The organism is Thermohalobaculum sp., assembly GCF_058622915.1.
This window is the reverse complement of sequence record NZ_JBZSYN010000126.1, coordinates 1-22,551: the sequence shown is the minus strand read 5'-3', so window position 1 is coordinate 22,551 and position 22,551 is coordinate 1. Positions and strand designations below refer to the sequence as shown.

The 22,551-nt window shown below is 64.8% G+C and carries 17 protein-coding genes; 9 read left to right on the top strand and 8 right to left on the bottom strand.

Features of this window, described 5'->3' with window-relative positions; genetic code table 11:
- The first annotated feature begins 801 nt into the window (after positions 1 to 801).
- Positions 802 to 2,727, top strand: coding sequence for an alkaline phosphatase PhoX (locus AC32QD_RS09895; RefSeq protein ID WP_492010328.1), 1,926 nt, complete (start codon positions 802 to 804; stop codon positions 2,725 to 2,727).
- Positions 2,728 to 3,257: 530 nt separating this feature from the next.
- On the opposite strand, the gene AC32QD_RS09890 is transcribed toward AC32QD_RS09895, so the two are convergent.
- From AC32QD_RS09890 to AC32QD_RS09880, 3 genes are read right to left on the bottom strand one after another with little or no spacing between them, the layout of a single operon-like run.
- The gene (locus AC32QD_RS09890; protein WP_492010327.1) at positions 3,258 to 3,905 is read right to left on the bottom strand and encodes a class I SAM-dependent methyltransferase; all 648 of its coding nucleotides are present in this window, start codon (positions 3,903 to 3,905) and stop codon (positions 3,258 to 3,260) included.
- A complete protein-coding gene (locus AC32QD_RS09885; protein ID WP_492010326.1) occupies positions 3,905 to 5,134 on the bottom strand; it encodes a BtaA family protein in 1,230 nt (409 codons plus the stop codon). Before AC32QD_RS09885 ends, AC32QD_RS09890 begins: the two co-directional genes overlap by 1 nt.
- Complete coding sequence (locus tag AC32QD_RS09880; protein ID WP_492010325.1) at positions 5,131 to 5,961, bottom strand: UDP-2,3-diacylglucosamine diphosphatase; 831 nt, start codon at positions 5,959 to 5,961, stop codon at positions 5,131 to 5,133. The genes AC32QD_RS09885 and AC32QD_RS09880 overlap by 4 nt, the downstream gene beginning before the upstream one ends.
- Positions 5,962 to 6,219: 258 nt before the next feature.
- Between AC32QD_RS09880 and AC32QD_RS09875 the strand changes: the two genes are divergently transcribed.
- The 3 genes from AC32QD_RS09875 to ppk2 all read left to right on the top strand — a co-directional run bounded on the left by AC32QD_RS09875 (position 6,220) and on the right by ppk2 (position 9,779).
- Positions 6,220 to 6,957 (top strand): ParA family protein, encoded by a 738-nt coding sequence (locus AC32QD_RS09875; RefSeq protein WP_492010324.1) that lies wholly within the window; start codon positions 6,220 to 6,222, stop codon positions 6,955 to 6,957.
- Between the two features lie 201 nt (positions 6,958 to 7,158).
- Positions 7,159 to 8,721 carry a CYTH and CHAD domain-containing protein gene (locus AC32QD_RS09870; RefSeq protein ID WP_492010323.1) on the top strand — a complete coding sequence of 521 codons (1,563 nt, stop codon included), beginning with the start codon at positions 7,159 to 7,161 and terminating at the stop codon, positions 8,719 to 8,721.
- 152 nt (positions 8,722 to 8,873) lie between these two features.
- Positions 8,874 to 9,779 carry a polyphosphate kinase 2 gene (gene ppk2 / locus AC32QD_RS09865; protein WP_492010329.1) on the top strand — a complete coding sequence of 302 codons (906 nt, stop codon included), beginning with the start codon at positions 8,874 to 8,876 and terminating at the stop codon, positions 9,777 to 9,779.
- Between the two features lie 849 nt (positions 9,780 to 10,628).
- On the opposite strand, the gene AC32QD_RS09860 is transcribed toward ppk2, so the two are convergent.
- From AC32QD_RS09860 to dctP, 5 genes are all read right to left on the bottom strand, one after another.
- A complete protein-coding gene (locus AC32QD_RS09860; protein ID WP_492010322.1) occupies positions 10,629 to 11,456 on the bottom strand; it encodes an undecaprenyl-diphosphate phosphatase in 828 nt (275 codons plus the stop codon).
- 665 nt (positions 11,457 to 12,121) lie between these two features.
- Positions 12,122 to 12,928, bottom strand: coding sequence for an IclR family transcriptional regulator (locus AC32QD_RS09855; protein WP_492010321.1), 807 nt, complete (start codon positions 12,926 to 12,928; stop codon positions 12,122 to 12,124).
- Between the two features lie 34 nt (positions 12,929 to 12,962).
- The gene (locus AC32QD_RS09850) at positions 12,963 to 14,330 is read right to left on the bottom strand and encodes a TRAP transporter large permease (protein ID WP_492010320.1); all 1,368 of its coding nucleotides are present in this window, start codon (positions 14,328 to 14,330) and stop codon (positions 12,963 to 12,965) included.
- A 10-nt stretch (positions 14,331 to 14,340) separates the two neighbouring features.
- Positions 14,341 to 15,009: a TRAP transporter small permease gene (locus AC32QD_RS09845; RefSeq protein WP_492010319.1), complete on the bottom strand. Its 669-nt coding sequence runs from the start codon at positions 15,007 to 15,009 to the stop codon at positions 14,341 to 14,343.
- A 126-nt stretch (positions 15,010 to 15,135) separates the two neighbouring features.
- Complete coding sequence (gene dctP, locus AC32QD_RS09840) at positions 15,136 to 16,371, bottom strand: TRAP transporter substrate-binding protein DctP (protein ID WP_492010318.1); 1,236 nt, start codon at positions 16,369 to 16,371, stop codon at positions 15,136 to 15,138.
- Between the two features lie 141 nt (positions 16,372 to 16,512).
- Between dctP and AC32QD_RS09835 the strand changes: the two genes are divergently transcribed.
- From AC32QD_RS09835 to tnpB, 5 genes are all read left to right on the top strand, one after another.
- Positions 16,513 to 18,129 (top strand): GMC family oxidoreductase, encoded by a 1,617-nt coding sequence (locus AC32QD_RS09835; protein WP_492010317.1) that lies wholly within the window; start codon positions 16,513 to 16,515, stop codon positions 18,127 to 18,129.
- Between the two features lie 55 nt (positions 18,130 to 18,184).
- Positions 18,185 to 19,963: a sulfoacetaldehyde acetyltransferase gene (xsc, locus tag AC32QD_RS09830; protein WP_492010316.1), complete on the top strand. Its 1,779-nt coding sequence runs from the start codon at positions 18,185 to 18,187 to the stop codon at positions 19,961 to 19,963.
- Positions 19,964 to 20,055: 92 nt separating this feature from the next.
- Positions 20,056 to 21,096, top strand: a complete 1,041-nt coding sequence (gene pta / locus AC32QD_RS09825; RefSeq protein WP_492010315.1) for a phosphate acetyltransferase — start codon at positions 20,056 to 20,058, stop codon at positions 21,094 to 21,096.
- Between the two features lie 341 nt (positions 21,097 to 21,437).
- Positions 21,438 to 22,088 (top strand): IS66-like element accessory protein TnpA, encoded by a 651-nt coding sequence (gene tnpA / locus AC32QD_RS09820; protein WP_492010314.1) that lies wholly within the window; start codon positions 21,438 to 21,440, stop codon positions 22,086 to 22,088.
- On the top strand, positions 22,085 to 22,438 hold the full coding sequence (gene tnpB, locus AC32QD_RS09815; protein WP_492010313.1) for an IS66 family insertion sequence element accessory protein TnpB: 354 nt from the start codon (positions 22,085 to 22,087) through the stop codon (positions 22,436 to 22,438). Before tnpA ends, tnpB begins: the two co-directional genes overlap by 4 nt.
- Positions 22,439 to 22,551: the final 113 nt, after the last annotated feature.

Here is a 22,551-nt window from a genome sequence, read left to right as displayed (position 1 = left end):
GATAGGGAAACGTCGCGCCCGCACCCGATATGTTGGCCGCAGCGGCAGGCGTCATCGTCGCAGACAGCGCAAAGCCCGCAGCCGCCAGGCCGAGTAAATATCCTTTCACTGGCTTCCTCCATCATCCATCATGATTTTGCCGAAAGCCGAGAAGGACCGAGCCCGGCGTCTTCCCACGCCGAATGAGCCGTCAGCTGATCCGCGATGGCTTCGTCTCCGCGACATGGTACCGGGGATCGACAGGTGCATAGTTCCAAGCTTCTCAGGCTAAGCCAGTACCATCGGCGGCTTCCGTCTATTGACCGCGCAACAAGCTTTGGTGACGCGCGTGTGAACGTTGTGTGACAGCAGGGTTCAACCGGGATCACCTGAAAACAGCGCGAACTAGCTGAAGCAGCAGAACGTCCAGCATGGCTCAGTCAACCGGTTGGGGCAGCGAGGGACCGTGCGCCAGGTGTCTAGAGCGTCGGGCTTTATGGCGTCTGGCCGCGCGACGCGAGGCGACGCGAAGAGCAAACCTGGACGCGAGTCGCAAGACATTGCCGCCATCATCACTTCAATGTTGGAAAGCGTTGACACTGGCAGGCACCGGGGCAGGCACCGGCAAGGGGAATGGAGGGGGTCTGGCGGCATCGCGCCGCCGGTCTCTTTGCGTTCCTAAGAATTGGCACCGCAAAACGGGCAGCGGCTGACCGTCGCACCGCCGACCGTCGCGCCGCCGTCGTGGCGGCGTCGTGGTCGCGTCATCGAACGGCGTTACTGAAGGCTCACCGAGAAAACCCATTTCATATGAGGCATGCCATGAAATCCCGCAGACTGGTCCGCGCGGCGCTCCTCGGCGCCGCCGCTGCGCTCGGCCTTTCGGCCGCAGCCCCCGCCCAAGGCATCCAGACGATCGAGTGGATCGGCTCGAAGGCCCCCTCGACGCCGGATGAGCTCGCCGCCATGTGGACCGACGCCAGGGTCCGGGTGACCTATGACGACGGCAGCCGCAAGGAATTTCCGCTGGGCTACCGGACGATGATGACCACGCGCACCCGGGTTGGCAACAATGTCAGCCCGGCCGGCGCACTCTACGACGCGCACATGCAGCCAATCCCCGATCCGACCGTGCCGGGTGCGGCGCTGACTTCGCAGACGCCGGACGGCTCGATGCTGGTCAATGTTGCGGGCAGGCTCTACCACTTGGCGAACTACGAATATCTGTGGCTGCTCGGCGACGGGACCGAGGCGCGCGACTACGCGCCCTGGAGCTACACGCGGCCCGACGGCAAGACCGCAAGCCAGGCCGATGTGTTGCCGGCCTCGGTCACGGTGACCGAGCTGGCGCAGGACCCGGCGACCGGCGCTCTGACCCCCGTGGCGCAGCACCCGGTCGACTTCTCGTCCGTCGGCGGGCTGGCGGTGGCCTGCAATGCCTACGAGACGCCCTGGGGCACTTTCCTGACCTCGGAGGAGAACTACGACGTCGACGCTCGTCAGGTCGAGGCGGAGCGCAGAGCCGACCCGTCCGGGCGCAGCGATATTTTGGCCGGGATAGCGGCGCAGTATTTCGGCGGTACGACGCTCGCCAATCCCTATAACCGCGGCTTCCTGACCGAGGTCACCGTGGGCGCCAACGGCCAGACCACCGTGGCGCGGCACTACGCCATCGGCCGCGGCACCTACGAGATGGGCCTGGTGATGCCTGACGGGCGCACTGTCCTCGCCGCCCATGACGGCACCAACAAGCCGCTGACCCTGTTCGTCGCCGACAAGGCGGGCGACCTCTCGGCGGGCACGCTCTATGCGGCCAAGTTCGACCAGACCGGCGCCGCGCATGGCGGCAGCTTCGACATGCGCTGGGTGCGCCTCGGCCATGCGACGGACCGCGAGATCCGGGCCCTGATCGACGGCGGCATCCGGTATTCCGACATCTTCGAGGAGGCCCCGTCGAAGTCGCCGGGCTATAGCGAGATCTATGTCGACTCGGACAAGACGCCGCTGTTCGTGGAGGTAAAGAACGCGACTGCGGCGGCCTTCCTCGAGACCATGCGCTACGCGTCGGTCAAGGGGGCGGCAACCGAGTTCCGCAAGGCAGAAGGACTGGCCTTCGACCCGGACGGCAGGACTGCCTACCTGGCGGTGACCGACATCGACAAGGGCATGCTCAAGGGCAAGGGCAGCGGCGACGCGGGGGACCAGATCCGGGTGGCCCAGGTCCATGCCGGCGGCGTCTATGCCCTGCCGGTCGCGGGCGGCCAGGCCGGTACCGACGGCAAGCCCATCGACAGCGACTATGTCCCGGTCTCGGCGCATGTGCCGCAGGGGCTGCTGGGCGTCGACCTTGCGGAGCCGGATGCGATGCACAACACCGCCTCCCTCGACCACATCGCCAACCCGGACAACCTGTTCTGGTCGACGGCCTATCGGACGCTGTTCGTCGGCGAGGATTCGGGCATGCACACCGCGAACTTCCTGTGGGCCTGGCAGCCAGGCATGAGCGCGCCGGTGCGGCTGCTCTCGGCGCCTGCGGGAGCCGAGTTGACCGGGCTGCGCGTCTACGGCGACATAGGAGGCCACGCCTATGCCCTGACCAACGCCCAGCATGTCGGCGACTTCAAGCCCGGCGATAACGCCACGCTCAAGGCGGCGATGGGCCTGATCCAGGCCAAGTGGGACCAGCGCCTGGCTGCGCCGCTCGGTTATCTGACCGGCCTGCCGACCGTGCCGGCGCGAACCGACTGAGCCGCCCGCGCGCCGCGGCCCGTCCCGCCGCCGGTCCTCCGGGCCGGCGGCGGTTTGCCGCCAGCGCCCTCGATGGGGCCCGGCCGCTCGCGCCGCAGGCCTCTCAGCAGGCGACATCAGCCCAGCGTCGCCCATTGATTTTGGGAACGGTCCGGAGTCCATCCGCTGGGCGAGTTGGCGCGACAGCGCAATCGGGAACATGCGCGACACTGGCAAATGTGACTGATCGACCGAACCGATCATCTCAGCCAGACGGCGAGGCCTCCGGCTGCGAGGACCACCACCTAGATCCCGATCCCGCGACGTCCGAGCCACGCGCCACCCACCACCAGGGCAAGTACAGCCTTGCCGACCGTGATCACCGAGGCGGCCGTCACGACCGCCCCAAGGGCGACCCCTCGGGGCTGCAGATGAGGCCACCAGCGTGGCCACACCCGGCAGAGGAGCACGCCCGCGCGGGCGCGATGAGAGCCAGGCGAGCGCACCCGCGACACGGTGATCCGGCGCGACGACCAAGCGTGTGCTATTCGTTACGACCGGGTCAGAACGGCGTACTGAACGTAGCTCATGAATAGTGGCTGGGTACGAACAACCGTCCCCGTGCCGGCTGCGACATGCTCTAGCACCTCGGCGAGATTGTCGCGCGGGGAGACATGGAAGTTGCCGAGCCAGGCACGCAGGCCGCGGCCGAACCAGCGCGGCAGGTTGGCCTGATCGCCGAAATCCACGACATGAATCTGACCGCCGGCCCCGAGCTGATGGACAGCATTCTCGATCGCGCCCCGCCACTCCGGGATCATCGAGAGGCAGTACGAGAAGACGATCCGGTCGAAGGCCGCAGCGCCGAACAGGTCGGCCCCGGAGAAGGAGCAGGCATCCCCCTCGGCCAACGTGGCTCTTCCTGCCATCCTGACCCTCGCCGTGCTCAGCATCTCCCTCGAGATGTCCACGCCGTAGAGGCGACGGCCGGGGTGCAGCGCCGCGACGCGGGCGAGGTTGCGCCCCGTGCCGCAGGCGACCTCGAGCACGCTGCCGCCAGCGGGCGGCGCCAGTCGATCGATCAGATGGTTGCGCCCCAGCAGGTAGAAGCGCCGCGTCACATCGTAGATGTGTCGCTGGTAGCGATAGGTCGCATCCATCAGCTGAGCGTGCGAGACGCTCTGCCCCGTCGCGGCCATCAATCGGCCTTTCGGTAGACGTGGAACCCGCCGTATATCGCCGAGCGGTCGGCCCTGAAGCCGGCATCGGACGCCGCCCGGTCGTATCGCCACTGCGCGAGCAACAAGGGCGCGGCGCGACCCGGCAGGATGTCCGCCCGCCCCCCGGTGCGAAAGATGACTCGTGCACCGGGAGCGGCCGTCCGGGTGATCTGCTGCCACAGCTGGTCAAGCTGGCGATCGGTCATCCAGTCCTGGGCGTCGAGCAGCGAGAAGCAGTCCTTCGAGCCGGCGCGTTCCAGCTCAAGTTGGTCGGTCAGCGAGCGGTTCAGAACCCGGACACGGCCCGCGGTCTCGCGAAGCACATCGAATTGCGCCCGGTCGAGATAGGGCGGGACCGCGCGGGGCTCGACGGGCGCGTAGGCGCGGGTGCAGGCCTGCCAGGCGAAGTAGTTCTCCCGCACCGGGAAGTCGCACATCAGCTTGCGGACACGCTCGCGCAGGACGGGGATGACGTCACCCGCCCCGTCGCGGGCGAGCTTGTCGTACTGGGCGGGAGGAATGCCGAGTCCGAACAGCGCCGCGCGGTGGCGCGCGACAATCCGGACGATGGCCAGGTCGAACAGGGGCGCGATCCTCTGCTCGAAGAACCGGCGCTGCTCCTCCAGCGAGCTTGCCGCGAGGAAGGGATGGAAATCGACGCCGGCGATCCACGATACGAGATGCAGCGACCCGAGGAACCGCCCCAGCAGGCCGTAGCGATAAACCCCGCGCCGGAACATCTCGATCCGGCGCCGACCGAATGTCCGCTCCTCCCAGTAGGTGCGGGTCTTGCGGTCGAGCCGCGACGCCAGGAAGTAGTCGAACACCAAGACGTTCGACGGCTTGTTGGCGTGACCGAAGAAGTCATAGAACCGGTCGAAATCGGTCAAATGACGCGCGGCGGCGAGTTTGAGCTGCGCCAGCGCGACATGGGCCGGCGACAGATCCACGGCGGTGATCGAGCGCGGCCTGGCCGTGAGATAGGACATGAGGTTGCAGCCACCCGACGCAATGCACACGATGTCGTCCGTCCGGCGGATGCCGAGCGCCGTCATGTCGACGACCGGATCCTCCCAGATTTGCGGGTAGACGAGACCATGGAAGAGGCGCGCGAAGATCCTCTCGAGCACGCCGGTGACGCTCAGCGCGTCGCTCTGGTGCACGGCGGCGCCCAGCTGAGCACCGACTGTGGCGATCTGGGTCGTCATGCCGAGGCCGGCTCCTTCTCGACAGGTTGCGCGATGGGTGGTCTGCCGCGCTCGCCGGCAGCCCGCCGGGCATTTCGAACGATGCTTGGCCTATGCCGCGCCGCGGCCCAGTCGATCAGCTGGAGGACGCCGTCGAAATTCTCCACGACGGCGGTGCAGCTCTCCACCCAGTCGCCGGTGTTGACGTATTCGAGCCCGTTGATGCGGCGCATGTTGGCACTGTGGATATGGCCGCAGATCACGCCCTGAAACCCGCCGCGCCGGGCTTCCGTGCTCAGGACGGTCTCGTATTCGCTGATGTAGTTGACCGCCTGCTTGACCTGCTGCTTGGCCCAGTTCGACAGCGACCAGTATTTCGCGCCCCACAGGCGTCGGAGCCAATCCAGCCAGACATTGAGCCAGATCGCGGCGTCGTATGCGCGGTCACCAAGGCGCGCCAGCCACTTCGCGTGGACGACGACGGCATCGAACTGGTCGCCATGAGTGACCAGAAACCGCCGGCCGTCCGCCGTGCGGTGCTCAGCCCTGGTCATGACCTCGATGCCGCCAAAATGCGTGCCCGGATAGGCGCGCATCACCTCGTCGTGGTTGCCCGGGATGAACACCACGCGCGTGCCGCGATGCGCCTTGGCGAGGATGGCCTCGACCACGTCATTATGCGACTGCGGCCAGATCCAGCCGCGGGGCAACCGCCACGCATCGACGATGTCTCCCACCAGGTAGAGGGTTTCGGCGTCGTGACGGTTCAGGAAGTCCAGAAGCAGCTCGGCCTGGCAGCCCCGCGTGCCGAGATGGGTATCGGAGATGAAAATAGTGCGATACTTCAACAGAGCCCCCTCGCCTGCGCTCTATTTCGCGTGAATTGTCTCCCGGCTCAGCGACAACCCTGTGACGGTTGCAAATAGATTTTGCGAATCCCGACGAGCACGCAAAAGGCGCCGTGCACCGGGGCCCCCGATTCAGGACATGACCCCGCTGCGGCCATGCCGAGCGTGACGGTGACATGCGCTGTCGCCAGCCTGACAATGCTTTGCTAGTCTTCGCGCCGCCATCGGCGCTAACGAAGGCGAACGAGGGGTCGGGGCATGCGCGTCCTGAGCGTCTACAACATGAAAGGCGGCGTCGGCAAAACGGCCGCAAGCGTCAATCTGGGCTACCTCGCATCCGAGCAGGGCAACCGCACGCTCATCTGGGACCTTGATCCGCAGGCCGCCACGAGCTTTTACCTGCGGGTGAAGCCGAGGGTGAAGGGCGGGGCGAAAAAGATCGCCAAGGGCAAGAGCGATCTCGAGGAGCTGATACAAAACACCGAGTATGATCTGCTCGACCTCCTGCCGTCCGACTTTTCCTACCGTGAATTCGACGTCCGCCTCGCCCGCGAGAAGAGCTCGCACCTGAGGCACATGCTCGCCCCGCTGGCCGAGGAATACGACCTGGTGATCTTCGACTGCCCACCCAGCATTTCCGAGCTTTCCGAGCAGATCTTCCGCGCGAGCAACCTGCTTTTAGTTCCACTGGTCCCTACGACCCTGTCGCTCCGCGCCATGGATCAGCTCCGGGAGTTCCTCGGCAAGGGCAAGACGCGCGGGCTCGCGGTGCGTTCCTTCTACTCGATGGTGGATCGGCGCAAGAAGCTGCACCGTGAACTGGTAGACGCGCCGGGCGCGGGTGCCGGCATCGGCCTGCGCGCCTCCATCCCCTATTCGAGCGCGGTCGAGCGGATGGGGATCGAGTGCCGTCCGGTGCTGCATTTCGCGCCGCGCAGCGCCCCATCGCAGGCCTACCGTGCGCTTTGGGAAGAGGTGGCGCCGTTGATTTCTTAGTGGCTGCCCAGCCGTGTGATCGACGGGCAGGACCTGTCGCGATCCGACTCCGCCGCGGTGCGCTGGTCGGAGCATCCAGCCATGTCTCGAAAGGCCGTTCCCGCCGCGGACATATGCCGTCCCGGTCACGCTTGAATCCAGATTGTCGCGGCTGCCGACAGAGATTAAGACGTTGTGACATAGTTGGCGCGGAGTCCTCGTATGAGCGAGATCGAGCTCAAATTCATGCTTGAGCCAAGCGTAGCGGACTCGCTCCACGCCCGCCTCAAGCACCTGAACTCAGACGCCAAGCTAAGCCGCACGCGAACGCTTCGCAGCGTCTATTTCGACACGGCGGACAGAAAGCTGCATCAGGCCGGGATCGCGCTCCGGCTGCGCCGCGTCGGGCGCCGTTGGATACAGACCGTCAAGAGCAATGCCAGCATCCACGCCGGTCTGTCTCAGACCGGTGAGACCGAGTGCGCGGCGCCGGGCGGCCGGGTCAATCTCGATGCGATCCCGAACGCGCAGACCCGGATCGAGGTCAAGCGGCGGGTAAAAGGCGACGCGCTGCAGCCCGTGTGCGAGACCCGGATGCGACGGACGGCGCGGGAGGTGCCGCTCGAGGACGGCAGCCGAGCCGAGATCGCCGTCGATCTCGGCGAAATCACGGCCGGCGACAAGACTGCGAGCTTCAGCGAGGCCGAGATCGAACTCCTGGAGGGGAAGCCCAGGTCGCTGTTCGAGCTGGCACGCCAGCTTTTCCCGGAAGGCGGCTTGAGCTTCTCGCGGCTCTCGAAGGCGGCCCGCGGTTATATGCTGGCGGCGGAGGGGCGGATCGACGCCCCGCTCGTTCCTCGCAATGCGAATACGGTTGCGCTCGAGCCAAGCCAGACCACCGAGGAGGCAGCGCGTGCCGTGCTGCGCGAGTGCTTCGACCAGATCGCCACCAACATCAATGTCGTGCGGGCGACGGGCGATCCGGAGGGGCCGCACCAGCTCCGCGTTGGGCTGCGCCGCCTGCGAAGCGCGTTTTCAATGTTCCGCGGCGCGCTCGCTTGCCCCGAACTCGACCGTCTCGCCGCTGAGGCGCGATGGTTGGGCCAGCGGGTTGGGCAGCTCAGGGATGCTGACGTCGCCCTGATCGACATCGTGCGTCCGGAGGCGGAAAGTCACCGCGACGAGCCCGGCTTCGCGGTACTGGCCGGGTCCCTCGAAGCTCATGCCGCCGCGGTCCGCGAGATGTTGCGCAACGATCTCGTCGGCCGCTGGGCGCAGGCCTTCGTGCTGGACGTCGCTGCCTTCGTGGAGACGCGGGGATGGCTGCTGCCCGAAGACATCACGCAAACGGCCCGCCTTGCACAACCAATCACGGAGACCGCCCATCAGGCACTCGATCGACGCTGGCGCAAGACGCGCAAGCGCGCGCGAAAGATCGCGAAGCTCACGATCGACCAGCGCCACGCGCTGCGCAAGGAGCTGAAGAAGCTGCGCTATGCGGTCGAGTTTTTCGGCCCGCTCTACCACGAGGAGCGGGTGGCGCCATTCCTCAAGAGCCTCAAGGCCCTCCAAGACGTGTTCGGCAACCTGAACGATGCCGCTATGGTGCATGCGCTCCTGACCGGACCGACCGCTCCGGGCGCCGGCAACCCAAGTGCGCAGCGTGCATCCGGCTGGGTGATCGGCGCCCACCTGGCACGAGCCGATCTTGCATGGACAGGGGCGAACGCCCTCTGGCACGGGCTTGCCCACCTGCGGCTATTCTGGCGTGATGCGGCGAAGTAGCAGGTTCGGCGCAGCAGGTGGCATGAGCTCATGCAGGAGGGCGGGTGTCACAATTTCTTTTCATTATTGTGTCAAATCCCTTCAAGCCGAGGCTCGACAGACAGAGCCTGCGAGCCGGCACGACACGGAGCGATGAAGTGGCCTCGCAACGCATTCAATCCATTGGACCAGACTGGCTCGAGGCAGAGCTCGCCGATACCCTCGATGAGGACTACGAGCTTGAGATTTCGGAACCAGCCCTCTCGCTCGAACTGCGCAAGATTTATCGCAAGGCCCATCCCGAGACGATCGATCGTCCAACATATTTTCGCCAGTTGCTGGCATTGCAGGCCGAACTGATCAAGCTACAGGACTGGGTCGCCCACACGAAATCGAAGATCGTCGTCCTCTTCGAAGGGCGGGACAGCGCGGGAAAGGGAGGGGTGATCAAACGCATCACCCAGCGACTGAACCCGCGAATCTGTCGGGTCGTCGCGCTGCCGGCGCCGACCGATCGCGAGAAGACGCAGTGGTACTTCCAGCGCTACACGCCGCATCTGCCGGCGGGCGGCGAGATCGTCCTTTTCGACCGGTCCTGGTACAATCGTGCGGGCGTCGAGCGCGTCATGGGATTCGCGGGTCCCGACGAGGTCGAGCAGTTCTTCCGCGACGTGCCCGAGTTCGAACGCATGCTCCTGCGCTCGGGAATCCGGCTCATCAAGTACTGGTTCTCGATCACGGACGAAGAGCAGCAGATGCGCTTCCTCATGCGCATCCACGATCCGCTGAAGCAGTGGAAGCTGAGCCCGATGGACCTGCAGTCGCGCGTCCGGTGGGAGGATTACACGAAGGCCAAGGAGGAGATGTTCGCTCGGACGAACATCCCCGAGGCTCCGTGGTTCATCGTCGAGGGCAACGACAAGAAGCGTGCGCGGCTGAACTGCATCGATCACCTGTTGAACCAAATTCCCTACGAGGAATTGCCCCACGAGGAGGTCACTCTGCCGGAGAGGGTGTTCAACCCCAATTACGAGCGCAAGGTGCTGCCACCGGAGCTCTATGTGCCCGAGAAGTATTGATCGCCCGGCTCGCCGCGGCCCGAATAGACTCCGGCCTACATTTTGGTCCTATGGTGGAAGGGGCTTCGCTGGGCTCTTCGCCGGTGAGTTGCCATCAATAGGTCAATGGCCAAACCCGACACGGATGGGGAACACGGTCGCGGAACTGTCGTACGTTGCTGGTACATTCTGGCCGTCGGGCCGGCGTCCCGCGCGCTGGACCGCCGCTGCCGGGAGTCAGCTTTAACGATCCGGAGGGAGCCACATGCCTGGCCTATCGAAGGCCGCCGCAATTCGCGCCGCAAGCCAGCACATCGGCCTGAGCGGCACCACTGTCACCGGCCCCCGCCGGTTCGGCGATATCCTCGGCCCTCGAGCAAGCTGTTGCTATCGGGATGTGCAGTCGGCCCGGCGCGTCCGCAATGAGCATATCGCCACGCTGGCCCTGCACATGATGGGGCGGGGCGACGCTGCCGTGTGGGTCGATAGTCTTTTGTGCACCCCTCTCGCGGTGCCGGTAACCGTCGAACGGCTCGTCGACGAGGCTATCACGCTCACGTCCTATAGCCGGAACGGCGGTCAGTCATGGGCCGCTCCGTCAACCGAGGGGGCGAGACGCTGGCCAAGACCAAGCCGGACCGACTTGTGCATCTGAAGCACCTGCCTCTGGAGCACCTTGGCGCCAGTTCTCATTGGAGCCGCGCGATCAGCGGAAAATGATGGGGAGCCTCGCCGACCGGCAAGACTTGGGCGAGGTATCGGGCGCGCTTGAACAGATTTCCCGGCGTAGCGAGCCGCTAGTCATGGGCTGCATTCAGGGCGGCGTTCTGGCCCGGTCGTGACCAGGTCCGCACGTCGGTCGGCGCCGGCTCACACGGCGAGAGAGGCCAGCGCGCCCAGTCCGAAGACGATGCAGTAGATCCCGAAGGGCCGCAGCGCGCGAACCTCGTGCGCGCTGAACCAGCGCATCAGGAACCAGGTGCTGAACCAGGCGAAGACACCCGCCAGAACGCCGCAGCCCGCGATCACGCCGAGTGGTGCGCCGCCGCCGAGCGAAATCAGCTTGGGAACCTCCAGCACGCCGGCCGCCGCGATGATCGGCGTGGCGAGCAGGAACGAGAGCCGCGCCGCAGCGTCGTAGCCGAGGCCCGCAGCGAGCCCGGCGACGAGCGTCGCGCCCGAGCGGGACATGCCGGGGATCAGTGCCAGCGCCTGCGCGTAGCCGATCGCCAGCGCCTTGGACCATCCGAGCTGATGCAGGCTGTGCCGCGCCGCACGATGCTTGAGCCGATCCCCCAGGACCAGCATGACGCCGTTGAGGGTGAGGAAGACCGCCACGATCGTGAACCCGCCGAAGAGCGCGCGGATCCGATGCTCGAGCAACAGCCCCAGCAGGCCGGCAGGGATGGTCCCGATCACGAGCAACCAGAAAAGGCGTGCGTCATCGTTGTCCGCCCGGCCGCGCGCCCGCAGAACGCTCCCGATGAGCCGCACCCAGTCGCGCCAGAAAAACAGCAAGAGCGCGGTCGCCGTGCCCAGATGCAGGACCACGATGAACGGAAGGAACCATGCCGCGTCGCGGTTCAGCGGCCAGTGCAGCAGCGCCGGCACCAGGACGCTGTGGCCCAGGCTGCTCACCGGAAAGAGCTCGCTGATGCCTTGCAGCACCGAGAGCAGAAGAAGATGGGCGGTTTGCATTTTACTCTGTCCCCTCGGGCGATGTCATCCGACTGCTGGCCGTCGCGTTCGGAGCCGGCTGACCAGGAGCGCCTTCATCGCTCCGGCCGCGCTGCCCTGCAAGCAGCTACTTTGCGATCCGGTCCGCCGATACCTTCAGCACTCCGTCGCTGGGTCGAACCAATCACGTCATCGTGACGGTCATGCGACAGTTCGGTGACGGAGTGACAATCAACGACGGGATCGACTTGTCCATTTCAGAGCCGACGGACGATTCCGTCGTCCTCGTGACAACGGTTCTCCGCGCGGGCGGCAGACTAACTGAGCAGGTTGCTGCTTTCGCCGGCAGGCTCGGTGCGGGCCCATCAAACCCAGCCACAGGCCGTCGTCCCGCCCACCCAGGCGGTCGCGGCCTACGCCATCTGGAAGCTCCGGCCACGCCCAACTTCCTCAAACGCCCCGCAAAGTCTTGCACAACGGGCGGCTTCGTGGATGGGGGCCGGTCACGCGGAAGCCTACCGGGCTTCTCGATGTAGCGGGGCCAGATGCGACAGGACCTCCCTTATCTCAGGGCGCCATCCGTTCCAAAAGCCCTGACGACGGACAGACTTCGCTGAACCTCTTGCGGCGTTCGGATGAGTCCACGCCCCAAAAACCGAAGCTCTGTAAACCGGTAGGAGCGTCGCTCAGTCCGCAACGACTTGAACGCCAGATCCTTCGCGGCTGAGCGAAAGGCGCATCAGCTCCTCGGCCGCCGTGCGCAGCCGGGGTAGGAAGCCGAGACCGCGCTCGAGGGTGAAGCGCGGCAGCGGGCCGTGGACGGCCAGCGTCGCGTACATCCGGCCGTGCCGGTCGGTCAGCGGCACGGCTACCGCGACCATCGCCTCAATGAACTCCTCGTTGTCGACCGAGTAGCCCTGCTTGCGAATTGCCGACAGCTCGTCGGTCAGCCGCTCCGGATCGGTGATCGTGTTCGGCGCGCGGCGCGCGAGGGGAACGTTGGCAAGGTAGCGGTCCCGATAGGTCTTGGTGAGCGTGCTCAGATAGAGCTTGCCGCTTGCAGTGCAGTAGAGCGGCACCCGCGTGCCGACCGGCAGAGTAATGCGGAGCGGCCATTCCGACTCGACGCGCTCGAGATAGTACATTGCATCGCCGTGGGGCAGGGTGAGGTTGCAAGTTTCGCCGACCTCGCTCGAGAGCGCCCGCAGGATCGAAAGTCGGGCCGTGCGTACTCGCTGCGACGACAGAACCCCCTTCGCCAGATCCTGCAGACGGTCGCCGGGCGTGTAGCGGCGGCCGTCGACGTCGCGGATCAGGAAGCCGTGTTCCTCCAGCGTCTCGCACAGCCGGTGGATTGTCGTCTTCGGAAGGCCGAGTGCCTCGTTGATTTCGGTGGGCGTCGCCGGCCGTCCGATGCGGGTGAACTCTTCGATGACGAGCACAAGCCGAAGGACGGTCGGGATCTGCTCATCTTCCTTTCCTCTGTCCTTCATCGTCGCTCCGTCGGTCGATCAATCGTCGCTGCGGTCACCCACCTCGATGTGGCAGCAGGATGGTTGCGAACTGCGGCACCAGCGCTACGATCACCCACACGGCCAGCAGGGACAGCAGATAGGGCATAGTATAGCGCAACAGACGCAAGTAGGGGATCCCGGTGACGCCGCTGGCGACATATAGGTTCAGCCCGTAGGGCGGGGTGATGAAGCCGATGGCGTCGCCCACGAGGAAGATCACCGCAAAGTGGATCGGGTTGATCCCCACCGAGGCGGCGATGGGCGCCAGTATCGGGGCCAGGATGATGGTGTTGGGCAGGCTCTCGAGGATCGTGCCGGCGGCCAAGATGATCAGCATCGAGACGGCCAGCACGGTGTAGTAGCCGCCAAGTCCGGTGATCCAGTTCTGCAGGAACGCCTCGGCGCCCAAGAGCGACAGGATCTGCTGCATCACCACCGAGATCGCGATCAGCGGCGCCAGGATGCCGGTGATCTGCGCCGAGCGCATCACCACGGCGGGGATCTCGGTAACCTTGAAGCCCTGCACCACCAGCATCTCGAGGACGCTGCGCTCGGTGGGTGAGACGTCCTCGCCCTTGGCGCCGATCAGGTGGTGGATCGGCAGAGAGATCACTCCGACGATGACGCAGAAGCCGACGGTGACGCCGGCCGCCTCGGTGGGCGAGAACTTGCCGGTGTAGATGCCCCAGAGCACGAGGCCGATGGCGAAGAAGCCGAGCCAGGCGCCGAGTGCCGTCTTCAGCACACGGCGGATGTCCAGCGCGATCAGGTGGCCCCAGCCGTTGCGGTGGCAGACCCACCAGCACACCCCCTGCATGGCGAAGACCATCAGCGCGCCTGGCAGGATGCCCCCGACGAAGAGGTCGGAAACCGGCAGGTTCATGATGAAGCCGTAGACGATGAAGATGATCGAGGGCGGAATGATGATGCCAACGGTGCCGCCTGCGGCCGCCGTGGCCGCGGCGAAACGCGTGTCGTAGCCGTTGTCGACCATTTGCGGGTGCATGATCGAGCCGATGGTCGCCGTGGTGGCCGAGTTCGACCCCGAGATCGCGGCGAACAGCCCGCAGGCGCCCAGCGACGCCATCGCCAGGCCGCCGCGCAGCCAGCCGAGGCAGGAATAGGCGAAGGAGGACAGCCTCAGTGCGATCCCCGACTTGTTGATCAGGTCGCCAGTGAGGATGAACAGCGGCATCGCCAGCAGGGCGAAGCCGTCGGTGAACACGTCGGACAACGCGACGCCGATGTTGTTGAGCGTCAGATGCAACACGAAGCTGCAGCCCACCACCCAGATGCCGATGATCAGGAAGATCGGCACGCCGAGTGCGAACAGCGCCCCGGCGCCCAGGGAGATAATCGTGACGAGAGAACCGTCGGTCATCGCCGCCTCCTCATTCCTGGATCATCGAGCGCTCGCGCGCCATCAGATTCTTGCCGCCGCGGAAATCGTGCAGGTCCTCGGCCAGGTTCTCGACCACCCGAGCGCAGAGGATCAGCCAGGCGATTGGCACGCTGATGTAGAACCACCACTGCATCACGTTGTCGGTGCCCAACATGATCTGGAAATTCGCCGCCGCGTTCAGGGTCTGGCGAAGGGTGGTGACGATGACGATCAGCCCGAAGCCCAGCCACAGCACGGCGTCGAGGAACAAGCAGGCCAGCTGCCCTGCCTGCGGCATCGCCGAGCGGAACTCGTCGAACGTCAGATGCGAGCGGAACTTGACATTGTAGGCGCAGCCGACCCAGGTCATCACTAGGAAGAGGTATGGCGGGAGCGTCGTCGACCAGGGCTCCTGCACCTTCAGGGCGAAGCGGCGAATCACCTCGACGAAGATGATTGTGCCGATGGTCAGATAGCTGATGACCATGACGTATTTCTCGGCGTTCTGGTCGATCCACGGGAGCAGCCGAAACAGGCCCAGCAGCAACAGGATGCCGGGCACCATAGCGATGGCGATTATCAGGTAGGCCCAGTTGTTGCCCAGCGCGTCGCTGATGCTGAAGGCATCCTGAGCCATCAGGGCTTGGAAGAGCGCGGAAAGCGTGTCGAAGAAGGTCATGCTCGGACCCCTCTGCCTAATCCGGGATGCCGGCGCCGCGCGAGCGGCCGAGGCGCCGGAAAGCCTTGTCTGCCGTGGTACCGGCCGCGGCCAGCGCCCGCCGGGGCGGGCGCCCGTCACGCCGGGTCAGGCGGATCTCCACCAGCGACGCGGCTCGACGTTCTCGGGCCGCATGGTGGCGGGAACCTCGCGGGCAATCTTATGGATCTCGGTGTAGGTGTCGATGCCGCCGGCCCACTTGTTCAGACGGTCGCGCCACTCGGCCCAGGGCTTCGGGTTGAACTCGGGCGAGCACATATGCTCGGCCTTGCTGATCTCCGAATCCGGCAGGAAGGCGCAGTGCACGTTGTTCTTGACGAAGATGGTGTCCGGCAGCTGCGGGTCAGAGAAGCCGACGGTCTTGACCAGCGCGGCCTCGTTGGCTGCCTGCACCTGGACCTGTGCCAGGTAGGCCGATTCCATTACAGCGTCCTGCAGCGCGCCGCCCAGCCTGTCGAAGACGCTGGCGCTCATCGAGGTGTGCTCGGTGCCGCAGAAGAACCGCAGATCGACCGACTGCGAGACCACCGGCGCCATGTTGGCATAGGCGACCGCTGAGGCCCAGGTCTCGGCGCCGTCGATCAGGCCCTGTTTCAGGCCGTCCAGGGTCTCCTCCCAGGCGATCGGCACCGGGTTCAGCTTAAGGAGCTCCATGGCGATGCGGCCCAGCTGGGTGCCGGTGACGCGGTTTTTGGTGCCGAACAGTTGCTCCAGCTTGGTGACAGGAGGCTTGCCCTTCCAGCCGAGGCCCATCTGGAGGCCGCGCAGCTCGCAATGGCTGAACAGGAACTTCAGGCCGTGGCGCTTCTCTACCGGGTCGCGGAGGATCTTCACGCTGTCGGGGTGGTAGAGGAAATAATACTGCGAGGCCCGGCCGGGGAACATGTAGGCGTAGTCCAACACGTTCAGGTAGGGCGCGCCGCCGGCCGAGTTCTGGGTCGAGGCAGCATACATGTCGATGATGCCCTGCTGGGTCTTCTTCACGCAGGACAGCTGACCGCAGATCTGGTTGTCGCCGATGAACTCGATGCGGATCTCGCCGTCGGTGCGCGCCTCGACATCGCGGGCGAACTGCAGGCAGCCGGCGCGCTCGATCAGTAGGGTGCGCTGGTTGAAGCCGGACGCGCCGAACTTCAAGTGGAACTTGGCCTTCTTGGTGAAGCGCTTCTTATAGGTCGACTCCGCCGCACGTGCGAGGTCTGCAAACGACATTGCACCGCCGAAGCTCGCAGCCGCCAGCATCGTGGACGTCAACCCATATCGCCCGGCGAGCCGGAACAGGTCTCGGCGCGAGACACCGCTCAGCTTGTTGGAAACTCTCATCGGACCTTCTCCTCCGTTTTCCGGTTTTTGGGACTTGCAGTTCCATTTTGGCTAATTTATAACGAAATGCAAGCCCTGAATCGCTCCGCACTAAAAATTTCGAGCGGGGCGGATGCGGGGAGGTGCGCAAGGAGACGGAATATGTCTGATTTAGAAGCAGATTTTGTGATTGTCGGTGCCGGATCGGCCGGCTGCGTGCTGGCGAATCGCCTGAGCGCCGACGGCCAGTCGCGCGTAGTTCTGCTCGAGGCAGGCGGGCGCGACTGGAATCCGTGGATTCATGTGCCCGTCGGTTACTTCAAGACACTGCACAATCCTAGCACGGACTGGTGCTTCAAGACCGAACCTGATCCCGGGTTGAACGGGCGGTCCATCGATTGGCCGCGCGGAAAAACGTTAGGGGGCTCCAGTTCGATCAACGGCCTTCTCTACGTGCGCGGCCAGCCGCAGGATTATGACCACTGGGCTCAACTCGGCAACAAGGGGTGGAGTTACGACGACGTCTTGCCGCTGTTTAAACGGTCCGAGCGCCATGAAGATGGCGAAAGCGAATATCACGGTGCAAGCGGTGGGCTCGCGGTCTCGAGAATCCGCGCCAAAAGCAAGATCTCGGAGGCCTTCATTCACGCCGCCGTCGAAATGGGCGTGCCACGTTCGAACGACTGCAACGGTGCCGAACAGGAAGGGGTCGGCTATTTCCAGCAAACCGCGCGGAACGGGCTGCGCTGCTCGAGCGCCAAGGCCTTCCTGAAACCCGCCAAGGGCCGCGAGAATCTCCAGATCATTACCCACGCTCAAGCAGAGGGGCTGCTCTTCGCCGAGGACGATGCGATGCGGGTCACCGGCGTGCGCTATTCCCGGAAGGGAGCGCCGGCGATGGTGAAGCTGCGGCCAGGTGGCGAGGTAATTCTATCCGCCGGCGCCATCGGGTCGCCCCAGCTCCTCGAGCTCTCGGGCATCGGCCGGGGCGAAGTGCTCAAGACAGCTGGGGTCGATCTTCGGCACGAGCTTCCGGGCGTCGGGGAATGCTTGCAGGACCATCTGCAAATCCGCCTCGTCTACGAGGTCAACGTTCCCACCCTGAACAACGCAATCAACAGCTTTGTCCGCCGCATGGGTATCGGCTTGCAGTACGTGTTTTTCCGCACGGGCCCGATGAGCCTCGGCGCCAGTCAGGTGTGCGTTTTTGCCAGATCCGCGGAGGGTCTGGAGACGCCGGATATCCAGTTCCACTTTCAGCCGCTGAGCGCTGACAAGCCGGGGATCCAAATGCATCCGTTCCCCGGGATAACGTCGTCGGTCTGCCAGCTCCGGCCCGAGAGCCGGGGGCACATCCACATCCGCACACCCCGGGCGACCGACTACCCAAAGATTGTGCCGAACTATCTGTCTGCGGTCACCGACCAGATGTGTGCGGTTCGGGCCATGAAGTTCGCCCGGGCGATGACGAAAACCGAAACGCTAAGCCGATTCATCGTTCACGAGCACGTGCCTGACGGTGACCCGGCGAGCGACGACGATCTGCTCGATGCAGCGCGCAACATCGCCCAGACAATTTACCATCCGACCAGCACGTGCCGGATGGGCTCGGATGAACTGGCTGTTGTCGACGACCGCCTGTGCGTGCACGGAACGACGGGACTGCGTGTCGCCGACGCATCGATCATGCCGTCCATTGTCAGCGGCAACACGAACGCGCCCACCATCATGATCGGCGAGAAAGCCAGCGACATGATCCTGCAGGACCGTCGCCGGTGACTGCCGTCTCCACCGAGAAGTTCACCACGATCCATGCCAAAGAGAGGAATAGACCATGAGAATGACCACCGAGGAGGCCTTTATCAAGGTCCTGCAAATGCACGGCATCGAGCATGCCTTCGGCATCATCGGCTCGGCCATGATGCCCATTTCGGACCTTTTCCCGGCCGCCGGGATCACCTTCTGGGACTGCGCGCATGAGACGAGCGGCGGGATGATCGCCGACGGCTATACGCGTGCGAGCGGGAAGATGTGCATGGCGATTGCCCAGAACGGGCCGGGCATCACCAACTTCGTGACCCCAATCAAAACCGCCTACTGGAACCACACGCCGATGCTGCTGGTAACTCCGCAAGCCGCGAACAAGACCATCGGCCAGGGCGGCTTCCAGGAAATGGAGCAAATGCGGCTCTTCGCCGACTGCGTCTGCTACCAGGAGGAGGTGCGCGATCCCTCTCGGGTCGCTGAGGTGCTCAATCGGGTGATCGAGAAGGCGCGCCGCGGCTCGGCTCCGGCGCAGATCAACATTCCCCGCGACTTCTGGACCCAAGTGATCGATATCGAGCTGCCGCAGGTAATCCGGATCGAGGCGCCTCGCGGCGGTGAAGCGGCAATCGCCGAGGCGGCGAAGCTTCTAAGTGCGGCCAAGCACCCGGTGATCCTGAACGGCGCCGGTGTGGTCCTCGGCGGTGCAATCCCGGCCTCCGTGGCGTTGGCTGAGCGGCTCGACGCGCCGGTCTGCTGCAACTACCAGCACAACGACGCCTTCCCCGGCGCGCATCCGCTGGCCTGTGGGCCGCTCGGCTATAACGGCTCGAAGGCGGCAATGGAGATGATTGCCAGGGCCGACGTCGTGCTCGCGCTCGGGACAAGGCTGAATCCGTTCTCGTCGCTCCCGGCCTACCAGACCGAGTACTGGCCGAAAGAGGCGAAGACCATCCAGGTCGACATCAATGCGGACCGGATAGGCCTGACCAAGAAGGTTGCGGTCAGCATTCAGGGCGACGCGAAAAAGGTCGCGGAGCAGATCCTCGCCCAGCTCGCGGACGGCGCCGGCGACGCTGGTCGTCAGGCCCGCCGCGATTTGATTGCCGAGGCCAAATCGCGCTGGGCGCAGCAGCTTGCCTCAATGGATCACGAGGACGACGACCAGGGTGTCACCTGGAACGAGCGTGCCCGCCAGCGCGATCCGAGCCGGATGAGCCCGCGCCAGGCTTGGCGCGCGATCACGGCCGCGTTGCCGAAGGAAGCGATCATCTCGACCGACATCGGCAACAACTGCGCCATCGGCAACGCCTATCCGGACTTCGATGAAGGCCGCAAATATCTGTCGCCCGGGCTCTTCGGCCCCTGTGGCTACGGGCTGCCTGCGATCCTCGGTGCCAAGATCGGGTGCCCGGACGTGCCCTGCGTCGGGTTCGCCGGCGACGGCGCCTTCGGCATCTCGATGAACGAGATGACCGCCTGCGGCCGCAACGACTGGCCTCCGATCACGATGGTCATCTTCCGCAACTACCAGTGGGGTGCCGAGAAGCGCAACACCACCCTCTGGTTCGACGACAACTTCGTCGGCACCGAGCTGAATGTCGGCGTGGAGTACGCCAAGATCGCTGAGGGCTGCGGTCTCAGGGGGGTCAAGGTCGACACCATGGAGAGTCTGACCGAGGCGATGCGCACGGCGGTCAAGGCGCAGTTGGAGGACGGCGTCACCACCTTCATCGAAGTGGTGTTGAACCAGGAGCTCGGTGAGCCCTTCCGGCGCGACGCGATGAAGAAGCCGGTGGCGGTCGCGGGCATTCGCCGCGAGGACATGCGGCCGCAGCAGGGGGCCTAGCGCCCCCGCCGATGCCGAAGAGAGGCGCCCCGTCGACCATTCGACGGGACGACCCCAGGCCCCGCGAAGCATCGAGCGACAGGAGCAACCCGATGAAACCTCTCGACGACATCCTCGCCCGTGCCCGCACCCGCCCGCGCCACGTCGTGCTTGCCGAAGGGGAGGATCCGCGGATCGTGGGGGGTGGATTGCGGGCTGTGCGCGACGGGATGGCCCGCATCACGCTCGTGGGTGACACGGCGCGGGTGACGGCGATGATCGCCAAAAGCGGCGGTAGTGGCGCCGATTTCGAGATCGCAGATCCAATGACATCGCCGCTCACGAACCAGTTTGCAGCCGAGTATCTCGAGCTGCGCAAGCACAAGGGCATCGACGAGGGCAAGGCGCTCGATGCGATGCGCGAGCGCCTCGGCTATGCCGCGATGATGGTGCGGCTCGGCCATGCGGATGGGACCGTTGGCGGCGCGGTGGAAACCACGTCCGAAACGGTCCGCGCCGCCTTGCAGATCATCGGCCGTGCCGCTGATGCCCAGATCGTCTCGAGCTTCTTCCTGATGATGCTCTGCGAACACCATCACACGAAGAAGGGCGGCTTTGTTTTCGCCGATTGCGGCCTGATCATCGAGCCGGATGCGCACGGCCTTTCCCAGATCGCGATCCTGTCGGCAAAAAGCTTCAAGAGCCTGGTCGGCGACGAACCGCGCGTTGCGATGCTCTCCTTCTCCACCGCGGGCAGCGCCAGACACGACCGAGTGGATAAGGTCACCACAGCGGCACGGTTGACTCGTGATCAGTGTCCCGACCTTCTGGTGGACGGCGACCTTCAGTTCGACGCCGCCTTCCTGCCCGCGGTCAGTGTCGCCAAGGCACCGGGGTCCCCGCTTGGCGGCGCCGCAAATGTCATGGTCTTCCCGAATTTGGAGGCCGCGAATATCGGCTACAAGATCGCCGAGCGTATCGGCGGCGCCAAGGCGATCGGACCGATCCTGCAGGGCCTCGCGAAACCTGCCAATGACCTTTCCCGCGGCTGCTCGGCCGACGACGTCTACCACATGATCGCTGTGACGGTGGTGCAGGCCCAGATTGCCGAGGCAAACGCGACAACCGCCCGGGCGGCCGAAGACCTGCCATAGGTGGATCCGGTTTTTGGGGGCAGCCCAAAATTATGGTGGTGCTCACAGTCAGAAGCGAACTCTGCTCGGTAACGTGGATTTCCCTGATAACTGGGAATTTACAGGCAAAAACGCCTGAATCGGTGGTCCGGTATCCATTCCGACGTTGGAATTCTTCGCCTTTATATATACTTACCAACGGAATTCCCTAACCATAGGAACAGGGAAAAAATTTCGACGAACAGGGACCCAAATTCGTGGAACAGGGAACGCTTGTAAGCGTTCAGGGAATGCACACTTGAGCCGGATGCGGCGTCTCCGATCTTCTTCTCACGGCAAGGTCTGTGACGGAGGAGGTGCCGATGGCAAGGCTGAGTGCGGAAAAGCACAATGAGCTGGAGGCGTTCTGGCGGGCGCACATCCAGGGCTGGAGCGACAGCACTTTGAACCAGCGGGAGTATTGTGAGGCGCACGGCCTGCCGCTGAAACGCTTCGGGAACTGGCGCGCGAAGCTGCGGGGCGAGGTTCCGCCGAAAGCGGGAAAGCTGCTCTACCGGCACGGCGGAGGGCTTAGTCATATGCTTAAGCATATGCGCAACGGCCCGGAAACCCCCTACATTCCCTCGGGACGATCTGGCGATGCCTGCCGGCGGCGCAACTTCGGGACATCGGACAAGAGGCGGATTGTTGAAGAGGCGAGTCGACCGGGGGCAACCGTTTCGGGCATTGCCAGGAAGTATGGAATCGGCCGTCGGCTTCTGTTCCCGTGGAAAAATGATCATGCGCCTGATCCACATCCGGAACCTGTTTTCGCCGAGGTGAAGCTGAGCGAAGGCCCGGCCGCGGGGCCGGCATTGCCGGTGCCGTCATCTCTGGCTCCGGTGGTTGTCGAAAGATCGACACCGGGGATCGAGATCGACCTGAAGGGTGGTCGGCGGGTGCGCTTCGACCGCGAGATCAATCCCAAGACGATCCGACGGCTCGTGAGCTTGCTCGAAGGAGCAGGCCAATGATGCTGGCGCCAGCGGGAATGAAGGTGCATCTCGCGCTCGGCTTCACTGACATGCGCAAGGGGATGGACGGTCTGGCGATGCTGGTGCAGGGCGTACTGAAGGCCGACCCGTTCTCGGGCCATCTCTTTGCCTTCCGAGGGCGCAAGGCGAACCTGATCAAGATCGTCTGGTGGGACGGGACCGGGCTCTGCCTGTTCACGAAGAGACTGGATGCGGGGAGCTTTCCCTGGCCTTCGGCGGAAGTCGCGGGGGACGTGATCGCGCTCAGTTCGGCGCAGCTCTCGATGCTGCTCGAGGGGATCGACTGGCGCGTGCCAGAGCGGCGCTGGCAACCGGCGGCCGCGGGCTGATCGCGCCTGCGGCGGATTGACTCGGGCTGGTGTTCGTCCCGCGGCATGAGGTTGTGGCATGGTATGATCCGACCATGTCGATCGACCTTGCCGCCCTGCCGAACGACGTGGAG

Bases quoted from the DNA above. Each gene is read 5' to 3' on its own strand.
- AC32QD_RS09890 (WP_492010327.1), bottom strand. From the start codon at position 3,905: ATGGCCGCGACGGGGCAGAGCGTCTCGCACGCTCAGCTGATGGATGCG.
- dctP (WP_492010318.1), bottom strand. From the start codon at position 16,371: ATGAGAGTTTCCAACAAGCTGAGCGGTGTCTCGCGCCGAGACCTGTTC.
- AC32QD_RS09845 (WP_492010319.1), bottom strand. From the start codon at position 15,009: ATGACCTTCTTCGACACGCTTTCCGCGCTCTTCCAAGCCCTGATGGCT.
- AC32QD_RS09875 (WP_492010324.1), top strand. From the start codon at position 6,220: ATGCGCGTCCTGAGCGTCTACAACATGAAAGGCGGCGTCGGCAAAACG.
- tnpA (WP_492010314.1), top strand. From the start codon at position 21,438: ATGGCAAGGCTGAGTGCGGAAAAGCACAATGAGCTGGAGGCGTTCTGG.
- xsc (WP_492010316.1), top strand. From the start codon at position 18,185: ATGAGAATGACCACCGAGGAGGCCTTTATCAAGGTCCTGCAAATGCAC.
- AC32QD_RS09895 (WP_492010328.1), top strand. From the start codon at position 802: ATGAAATCCCGCAGACTGGTCCGCGCGGCGCTCCTCGGCGCCGCCGCT.
- AC32QD_RS09885 (WP_492010326.1), bottom strand. From the start codon at position 5,134: ATGACGACCCAGATCGCCACAGTCGGTGCTCAGCTGGGCGCCGCCGTG.
- tnpB (WP_492010313.1), top strand. From the start codon at position 22,085: ATGATGCTGGCGCCAGCGGGAATGAAGGTGCATCTCGCGCTCGGCTTC.
- pta (WP_492010315.1), top strand. From the start codon at position 20,056: ATGAAACCTCTCGACGACATCCTCGCCCGTGCCCGCACCCGCCCGCGC.
- AC32QD_RS09835 (WP_492010317.1), top strand. From the start codon at position 16,513: ATGTCTGATTTAGAAGCAGATTTTGTGATTGTCGGTGCCGGATCGGCC.
- AC32QD_RS09870 (WP_492010323.1), top strand. From the start codon at position 7,159: ATGAGCGAGATCGAGCTCAAATTCATGCTTGAGCCAAGCGTAGCGGAC.
- AC32QD_RS09860 (WP_492010322.1), bottom strand. From the start codon at position 11,456: ATGCAAACCGCCCATCTTCTTCTGCTCTCGGTGCTGCAAGGCATCAGC.
- AC32QD_RS09850 (WP_492010320.1), bottom strand. From the start codon at position 14,330: ATGACCGACGGTTCTCTCGTCACGATTATCTCCCTGGGCGCCGGGGCG.
- AC32QD_RS09855 (WP_492010321.1), bottom strand. From the start codon at position 12,928: ATGAAGGACAGAGGAAAGGAAGATGAGCAGATCCCGACCGTCCTTCGG.